This is a genomic window from Shewanella surugensis (genome assembly GCF_023284005.1).
In the GTDB taxonomy this organism is placed as follows: Bacteria; Pseudomonadota; Gammaproteobacteria; order Enterobacterales; family Shewanellaceae; genus Shewanella; species Shewanella surugensis.
Window position 1 is genome coordinate 1 of the sequence record NZ_JAKIKS010000172.1, and the last position, 8483, is coordinate 8483.

An 8483-nucleotide genomic window follows, 5' to 3' on the forward strand; every position below is an offset into this window, starting at 1 on the left:
GTATTCTACACTCTCCAGTCGCGGCGTCAAGTGCTTATTTTAAGAAGTTTTTCAAGTGTTGATTTCTTAATCACTCATGTGATAAATAATCAAAACCGAAGCCCTTAAAGCACTTGTCACCTGAGATTAAAATCCGAAGAGATTATTCTCTCTAACACCGCTGCAAGTCCCGTACTCTCTAATCTTTCGACTAAGTAGTAAGCCTGCTTTGCCGTGTCAGTGGTTGCGCATTATAGGGAGATTTTAGCTAAGCACAAGCCCTTTTTAAGAATAAAATGACAAGCGAACGATAATCAGCCACAAGGCTTAAACTATCTACGATTAAGCCTCATTTACACCTTTATTATTGAGAAGTGGTAAGAACCTAACAAAGCTAACTCTCCATTTTAAGGCCTACGCTCCTAGTCTTACTGATTCAACTGCCTGATGTTGAAGATTCTAAACGATACATAGAATGTGAAACCCCATCTTGGCAGATTTTATTTCCAGCATTCCAGCCGTTATCAAATTTGCTCAATCCATCCAATGCCGTATCTTTTGAAAAAGCATTAATCAATTCGACATTCCCCTCTTTCGTCGCGACCGCATTTTGACAGCCTCGATAATAACCATAATGATACAAACTCTCATAATCAACATTGCCGGCACCTATATAAGGTGCCGATACCTTAACACTGCCATATTCGGGTGTTGATGAACAACCCATAATAAAAAATAATATTAGCGTAATCCCAAGCCATTGAGTTCTCATCTTCACCCTCTTTTCAATTTAAGATAAACATAAAGCGATAAAACAACTTAAGCATGAGTTTTACTAAGATACAAATTTTAGAAGAAAAAATCCCATTCACTGTTAAAGTCATGAACGGGATTCTATCGTTGAATTCAAGCAGCGATTAAGCAGCCTCTTGCTATTGAGTAAACATCAAACCGCTCTCGCCTGTTTCAATCTTGATAGGACTCGATGGGACAAGTTGACCACTTAACATTTTTTGCGCTAGGGGATTCTCTACTTCTTGCTGCAATGCCCTTTTTAAAGGTCTTGCACCATAAATAGGGTCGTATCCAGCTTTAGCGATAAAGAGTAATGCATCTTCACTAATATGTAAGTCGAACTCTTTTTCTGCCAAGCGATGCTTTAACGTCTCCACTTGTAAACGCGCAATATGCAAAATATGTTCGGTACCTAATGGATGGAAAACCACAGATTCATCAACACGATTCAAAAACTCTGGACGGAAATTTTGCATGACAACATCCATCACTTTGACTTTCATCTCATCATAACTAAGTTGATGAAAGCCCTCTTGGATCAGATCAGAACCCAAGTTAGAGGTCATAATAACGATGGTATTACGAAAATCTACCGTGCGGCCCTGTCCATCAGTTAACCGGCCATCATCTAATACCTGCAATAGAATATTAAACACATCAGGATGCGCCTTCTCTACTTCATCGAGTAAAATAACAGAATAAGGTTTACGTCTTACCGCTTCAGTTAAATAGCCCCCTTCTTCGTAACCTATATAGCCTGGAGGTGCGCCCACTAAACGCGATACTGTATGCTTTTCCATAAACTCGGACATATCAATACGCACTAATGCAGATTCAGTATCAAATAGATACTGCGCCAATGCCTTAGATAATTCCGTTTTACCGACGCCCGTTGGGCCTAAAAATAAGAATGAGCCAATTGGGCGATTGGGATCCGATAGCCCTGCACGGCTTCGCCTAATAGCATTAGATACCGCTTCAACCGCCTCATCTTGACCAATGACTTGTTCGTGTAAAGCCATTTCCATTTGCAGTAATTTTTCTTTTTCACCTTCCAACATTTTTGCCACAGGGATCCCCGTCGCCTTTGACAATACATCAGCAATTTCCACTTCGGTCACCCGATTACGTAATAGCGTCATCTCTTGCATTTCAGCTTGTGAGGCTAAATCCAGCTGTTTTTCCAATTCAGGGATACGACCGTATTGCAGCTCAGACATCCGCGCTAAATCACCCGCACGTTGCGCAACTTCTAAATTGAGTCGGGCTTGCTCTAAATCCGATTTAATGTGCTGTGTGCCAGCCAATGCCGCCTTTTCAGTACGCCAAATTTCATTTAACTCAGCCGCTTTAGCTTCAACATCATCGAGTTCTTGGCGTAAGTTTTCTAATCGACGTACACTCGCTTCATCTTCTTCTTTCGTTAACGCTCGCTCTTCTAATTTTAATTGGATCCCCCGACGCTCTAATCTATCTAACGGTTCAGGCTTAGAATCAATTTGCATCCGAATACTAGACGCAGCCTCATCAATCAAATCAATGGCTTTGTCGGGTAGTTTACGATCTGAAATATAACGATGAGACATGCTTGCTGCCGCAACAATCGCAGGATCGGTAATTTCCACATGATGATGTAACTCGTAACGCTCTTTTAACCCACGTAATATTGCTATGGTATCTTCTACATTCGGCTCATCGACTAATACTTTTTGAAAACGGCGCTCTAATGCGGCATCTTTCTCAATATATTGGCGATATTCATCTAAAGTAGTCGCACCGACACAATGCAAATCACCTCGTGCCAAAGCAGGTTTTAGCATATTACCGGCATCCATCGCACCATCACTCTTGCCAGCGCCAACCATAGTATGTAATTCATCAATAAAAAGAATAACCTGCCCTTCTTCTTGAGATAACTCATGCAGTACGGCCTTTAAACGCTCTTCAAACTCTCCCCGATATTTTGCACCCGCAACCAAAGCCCCCATATCCAAAGATAGAACCCGTTTATTTTTAATACCTTCAGGGACTTCATTGTTAATAATTCGTTGAGCAAGTCCTTCTACAATAGCCGTTTTCCCCACACCAGGCTCACCAATTAACACTGGATTATTCTTGGTACGACGCTGTAAGACTTGGATTGTTCGACGAATTTCTTCATCTCGACCAATCACAGGATCTAACTTACCCTGCTCAGCACGCTCCGTTAAATCTACGGTAAATTTATTCAGGGCTTGTCGCTGATCTTCAGCATTTGGATCGTCGACATTCTGCCCACCGCGCATTTGATCTATCGTACTATTGAGTACTTCTGATACTCCGCCTGATTTATGTAGTGCTTTTGATAGTGGATCGCTTGCCTCTAGCGCGGCTAAAACAAATAATTCGCTAGAAATATATTTATCTTTGCGCTTTTGAGCTAATTTGTCACAGCTATTTAAAAGACGTATTAAACTTTGAGACAGTTGTACATCTGCTGTAGAGCCGGAGACTTGTGGTAAACGTTCCAACTCTTGCTCTAGCAGTGAACGTAAATTACTGACTTGAATAGCAGCCTGATTAAGCAGGCTACTAATAGAGCCGCCATCTTGATTAAGCAATGCCATCATTAAATGCACTGGCTCAATAAATTGATGATCACGCCCTAATGCCAATGACTGTGCATCTGAAATGGCCGCTTGAAATTTATTTGTCATACGTTCAAGTCTCATACACCCTCCTAAAATAGATAAATAATCTTTAATTAAAATATGAGGGAGAATTAATCAATTTCAAGGGGAAGCAACACTTTTAATTCAAGTAAAAAATCAATCTACATCCAGTCTTTAACATGCATCACCATTCTTTTCATCCTGTTTAATAACGGCCGATTAATATGATGGCAAAGGTAAATAGTCTCTTTTATCAACGTAGGTAACGGATGAGTTTTAATAAGATTGGATTTAAGAAAATCATCAACGGCAAAGTGAGGTAATACTGTAAAACCTAGACCCATACTCACAGGCTCTAAAATCAGATGGTTCTGATTAGAGAAACCTTTCTTGATTAAACTTTCATAGCCCTGAAATGCTGAAAAATTTGCCCCTAAAAGTAAATTTTCTGATGTGCACCATCAGGATGCTCTATAAAACCAAGATCGAGTAATACCGCCCAATTTAGCTGTAGAACATTAGCAGGTGTTACTAATTTGAATATTGGAAAACAGGCATTTTTCATTTCTGTGTACGAGATCCTGATGTTGAAGGTCTAGCAGAAAGAATTGTTGCCGCTGACGGTAAATAGCGTATGAAAGCCCCTCGTTACTACTCTCCAGGGGAAAAACCTTACCGTATGATCTATATGGAAGATCATTTTGGCAATATTCTCGAAATTTATAGCCATAATTATGAATTGCTATACAGTGAAGGAGCCTACTAGAGGAGGACTACTTATTAACCTTTTCAGACAAATGTAGACCTTTTAGCAAAGGTCTATTCAGTTGCCGTTGTTCTGAAGCACTATCATTTCAATTTATCCCATACTGACTTATATGAATTCACAATCTATCACCTCAGTTAACTTAACCAGATAAAAGACGCCATACGGCCCGTGACACCATCACGACGGTATGAGAAAAAAGTCTCGGGATTTAAATATGTACAACGCTTGTCTTGATAAATTAAAGAAACACCCGCTTGTTTTAATCGATAACAAGCCAAACCTTGCAGATCGGCTAAGTATTTATCACTCACCGGTTTAAAAAAAACCGTACAAGTCGCATCTTTCTCAATAAACTGCTGTCGCACTTCAGGCCCAACTTCAAAAACAGTTGGCCCTACGCATGGACCGAGATAGGCAATAATATCTTCTTGTTTGAAATGCGCTAAGGCTGACTCAATGATTCCATCACATAATCCACGCCAGCCCGCATGAACGGCAGCGACTTGCGTGCCTTGCTTGTCACACAATAAAATGGGCAAACAATCGGCGGTCATCACCACACAAACTTCAGAAGTTTGTGTGCTGACACTGCCATCAGCCTGATGAACTCGGGTGCTATCCGCTTTGACAACATCAACACCATGAACTTGTTCAAGCCAAGCAGGCACGGCCGTTAATGCTAATTGAGATTGAATTAACGCCCGGTTGTCTAACACCGCTTTTGGATTATCTCCGACATGACAGCCTAAATTCAAGCTGTCATACGGAGAAAGGCTCACGCCTCCTAAACGTGTTGAAAATGCAATATTCACATTAGGAGGAATAAACCAAGCGGGATCCATTTGCATTAACCTTTCGACTTAAATAATTATCGACGGGTTTTCTTGCGTATCGAGACGAAGCGCTTGCGTCAACAGTTTCATATCCTCAGGAATAGGCGCTTGCCAGCTCATGATCTCACAAGTAAAAGGATGCGCAAGCTCTAGTCTAATCGCATGCAATGCTTGACGTTTAAATCCCATATAAGTCTCAAAAAAGGCTGGCGTGATCCCTTTTGGTGGGCGAGGACGACCGCCATAAACAGGATCGCCGACTAACACATGGCCAATATGCGCCATGTGTACGCGAATTTGGTGCGTCCGTCCAGATTCAAGTCTCAACCTTAAACGGGTATGTGCACGAAATTTTTCTGCAACACGATAATGTGTCATCGCCGGTTTGCCATTATGAACCACAGCCATATGGGTACGCTTCGTTGGATGCCTATCGATAGGCTCATCCACCGTTGCACCTGAAATAATTGTTCCTTGTACAATTGCTTCGTATTCGCGTGTGATCTCACGTGCTTGCAATGCGGTAACCAGATGAGTTTGTGCTTCAACGGTTTTCGCTACCACCATTAAACCCGTGGTATCTTTATCAAGACGATGAACAATTCCCGCTCTCGGCACCAGTTCAATATTGGGGCAATGATGTAATAACGCATTTAATAAAGTGCCATCACTATTGCCTGCACCTGGATGCACCACTAAACCTGCTTGTTTATTAATCACTATAATATGATCATCTTCATAAACAATATCAAGTCCAATGGCTTGCGCTTCAGCTTTAGTTTCTTCTTCTAAGGTCGCTTGTATGGTGATCTCTTGCCCTTCTAAGACCTTGATTCTAGGCTTATCTGTCACAACACCATCAATGAAAACAGCACCAGACAATATCCATTCTTTGATGCGCGTACGCGAGTAATCAGGGAACAAATTGGCCAAAGTCTGATCCAGTCTTTGTCCGGTTTGTATTGATGTGATCTCGCTTTTTAGATTAATCTCTTGTGTCATAGGAACCGTACCCGCTTTTTGGGGTCCAAAATTGTTTACTATCTGTTACAATCAAGTCGTTTCTATTTTACCGTGAAATAGAAAAAATCTTAACAATAACTTTAAAAGAATCGAATTCAAGTATGTATAAATTTGCCAAAAGTACTGCCATAGTCCTAATGTCACTGGCCATTGCGGCTTGTAGCAGTAGCCCTAAGGAAGATCTTACGCTGAATAAAACCTCTCCAGAAGAGTTATATTCTCAAGCAAGAACCTCTATGGAGCTGGGTAATTTCAGCAAAGCCGTACGTTCATTAGAAGCCTTAGATTCACGTTTTCCCTTTGGTCCACATAAAACTCAAGTTCAACTGGATCTTATTTATGCTTATTATAAGCTCAATGACCCTGCTTCAGGCCTAGCGAATATTGATCGCTTTATTCGTCTGAATCCCACTCACAAAGATATCGACTATGTTTATTACATGCGTGGCTTAGTCAATATGCAAATCGATGACTACCTGTTCCATGACATGCTTAACATCGATAGAAGCGATCGAGATCCAAAACCGGCACAGGATGCATTCAAAGATTTCGGCAGACTACTTAAGTTATACCCGAATAGCAAGTATGCAGCCGATGCACAGCAACGTATGTTGTACATTAAAAACCGTTTAGCCCGTTATTCTATTCATGTGGCCCAATATTATTTGAAGATGAATGCATGGAGTGCTGCGGCTAATCGTGCTCAACTCGTACTTGAAACCTATCCAGATACACCTTCAACAGAACGTGCACTGGAAATCATGGCACAAGCCTATGGTGAATTAGGGCAAAGTACCTTAAAAGGCAATGCATTATTAGTTTTACAACAGAACTTCCCAAATAATGAGTTAATTGCAGAGTAGACAATTTAAGCTCCCCCCCCTTTAGTAAAGCCCATTATTGATATGATGGGCTTTATTTTTTACTTATTTCAGTAATACATTGCCTCCCTTTTATCTGTAAAACAAGGGACTAAACCGCCCTTTTCGAACAAAACATAATCACTCGATACGATTTAAACCCATTTTGAAAAATAATAGTTGACTCAAAGGCCAAAAAGCTTTTAAATTGCGCCCGTCGCCCGAATAGCTCAGTCGGTAGAGCAGAGGATTGAAAATCCTCGTGTCCCTGGTTCGATTCCGGGTTCGGGCACCACTTTTAATTCATCGACTATGAATTGTTTGCCTTTGCGACATAATAAAGAGCATAAATATTCAATTGATCAATTAAATAATAAACCTCTTTGTTGAGGTTTTCCATATCTTATTTTCGTTTGAATCTCATGCCTTCACACAACATTACTCCCATAGAAAATGCGTTCAGTGAACCTAATAACACCGCTCTATCAGAGAAAAGTTCAGCTGTGATTTTACTCAAAACAACTCAACTAACATTATACCAATACTCCATACATTCCAGACGTATTAATTCCGCGACTGAAATCGATTAGAAATGTACTGACCGAAGGAAGTACAACGTCATAAGGATATGAACAGATGAAAATAATAATAATAGGTCTACTCACTTTACTGTCATTTAATGCCCGCTCAATCTCTCCAGATGAGCAATTAATTTACATGAGATTACTAAACAGCAGTGAGCTTTCTGAGGTAAAGCTTGGCGCCAAAGCCATGCATAATGAGCGACCACAAGATCAGGCACTATGGGATCATACGGCTTATATATTATGGACAATTAATACAACAACAGATAAAGACAATGACAATTTCAATGATACTAATGCATGGCTGATCAGAGCACTGACGGAATATAATAATCCTAGATATCGCGCAATGTTAACTCAACTACAAAAAGCAAAGCAGCCCTAAAAACATTACCTAAAGAAACCGAAAATGCCTTTAACCCGAGTCAGTATCAAATAAACAATACCGGATTCATGATCTCTAACAGTACCACTTCCATCACGAAATTTAAGCAAATCCAACTTGGCAGCGCTTTAAGTCACGTACTCTCTCAATTAAGCCAACCCGATAGTCTGGGTCACTATCAACACAAATACATCCGTATGACTTATATTGACATGGGAACCATGATATTTAGCTATAATGACGGCTGGGTTCTGAATAAAAAGTCTTTGTAAACATCACAGAGTATTGCAAATGTTGCGCCCCAATATCAAGCCCTTCTCTCGCAACTAATCAGTAATGATCCTCGCCTAACTAAAACCGCAGCAAGCAAAGCCATTCGACTCTCTTTATCCAATCAAGCAGCACTCGATCATGTCGCCCAATATATTTGGGATAATAAAAATACTAAAGATAAATATGAAGCAGATTCGATAGCTTGGTTATGTAAAGTAATGAGTTATTGTCAAATGTGGTGTATCAATGAATCGTGATGTTCTGTTTGATCTTGAGTGATCCGTTCACCATCTTTAAATTGAATACCTGATATGACATCAGCAAGCAGCTT

The 8483-nt window shown here is 40.4% G+C and carries 7 protein-coding genes, 1 tRNA gene and 1 pseudogene; 4 read left to right on the top strand and 5 right to left on the bottom strand.

What is annotated here, in order from left to right:
• Positions 1-415: 415 nt before the first annotated feature.
• The 3 genes from L2764_RS24450 to L2764_RS28400 all read right to left on the bottom strand — a co-directional run bounded on the left by L2764_RS24450 (position 416) and on the right by L2764_RS28400 (position 3820).
• Positions 416-751, bottom strand: coding sequence for a hypothetical protein (locus L2764_RS24450; protein ID WP_248942978.1), 336 nt, complete (start codon positions 749-751; stop codon positions 416-418).
• Between the two features lie 160 nt (positions 752-911).
• Positions 912-3485, bottom strand: a complete 2574-nt coding sequence (gene clpB / locus L2764_RS24455) for an ATP-dependent chaperone ClpB (RefSeq protein ID WP_248942979.1) — start codon at positions 3483-3485, stop codon at positions 912-914.
• Positions 3486-3586: 101 nt separating this feature from the next.
• Positions 3587-3820, bottom strand: coding sequence for a LysR substrate-binding domain-containing protein (locus tag L2764_RS28400; protein WP_376708487.1), 234 nt, complete (start codon positions 3818-3820; stop codon positions 3587-3589).
• A 140-nt stretch (positions 3821-3960) separates the two neighbouring features.
• On the opposite strand from L2764_RS28400, the pseudogene L2764_RS24460 reads away from it, so the two are divergent.
• A pseudogene (locus tag L2764_RS24460) lies at positions 3961-4191 on the top strand (VOC family protein); the annotation flags it as partial.
• Between the two features lie 137 nt (positions 4192-4328).
• Here the strand turns inward: L2764_RS24460 and pgeF are convergent.
• Together pgeF and rluD are read right to left on the bottom strand one after the other, a co-directional pair.
• Complete coding sequence (gene pgeF, locus L2764_RS24465; RefSeq protein ID WP_248942980.1) at positions 4329-5036, bottom strand: peptidoglycan editing factor PgeF; 708 nt, start codon at positions 5034-5036, stop codon at positions 4329-4331.
• An 18-nt stretch (positions 5037-5054) separates the two neighbouring features.
• The gene (gene rluD / locus L2764_RS24470; RefSeq protein ID WP_248942981.1) at positions 5055-6029 is read right to left on the bottom strand and encodes a 23S rRNA pseudouridine(1911/1915/1917) synthase RluD; all 975 of its coding nucleotides are present in this window, start codon (positions 6027-6029) and stop codon (positions 5055-5057) included.
• Between the two features lie 122 nt (positions 6030-6151).
• Here rluD and L2764_RS24475 point away from each other — a divergent pair, with 122 nt between their 5' ends.
• From L2764_RS24475 to L2764_RS24485, 3 genes are all read left to right on the top strand, one after another.
• Positions 6152-6913 (top strand): outer membrane protein assembly factor BamD, encoded by a 762-nt coding sequence (locus tag L2764_RS24475; protein WP_248942982.1) that lies wholly within the window; start codon positions 6152-6154, stop codon positions 6911-6913.
• A gap of 216 nt (positions 6914-7129) precedes the next feature.
• Positions 7130-7205, top strand: a tRNA-Phe gene (locus tag L2764_RS24480).
• 341 nt (positions 7206-7546) lie between these two features.
• Positions 7547-7879: a hypothetical protein gene (locus L2764_RS24485; protein WP_248942983.1), complete on the top strand. Its 333-nt coding sequence runs from the start codon at positions 7547-7549 to the stop codon at positions 7877-7879.
• The last annotated feature ends 604 nt before the right edge of the window (positions 7880-8483 follow it).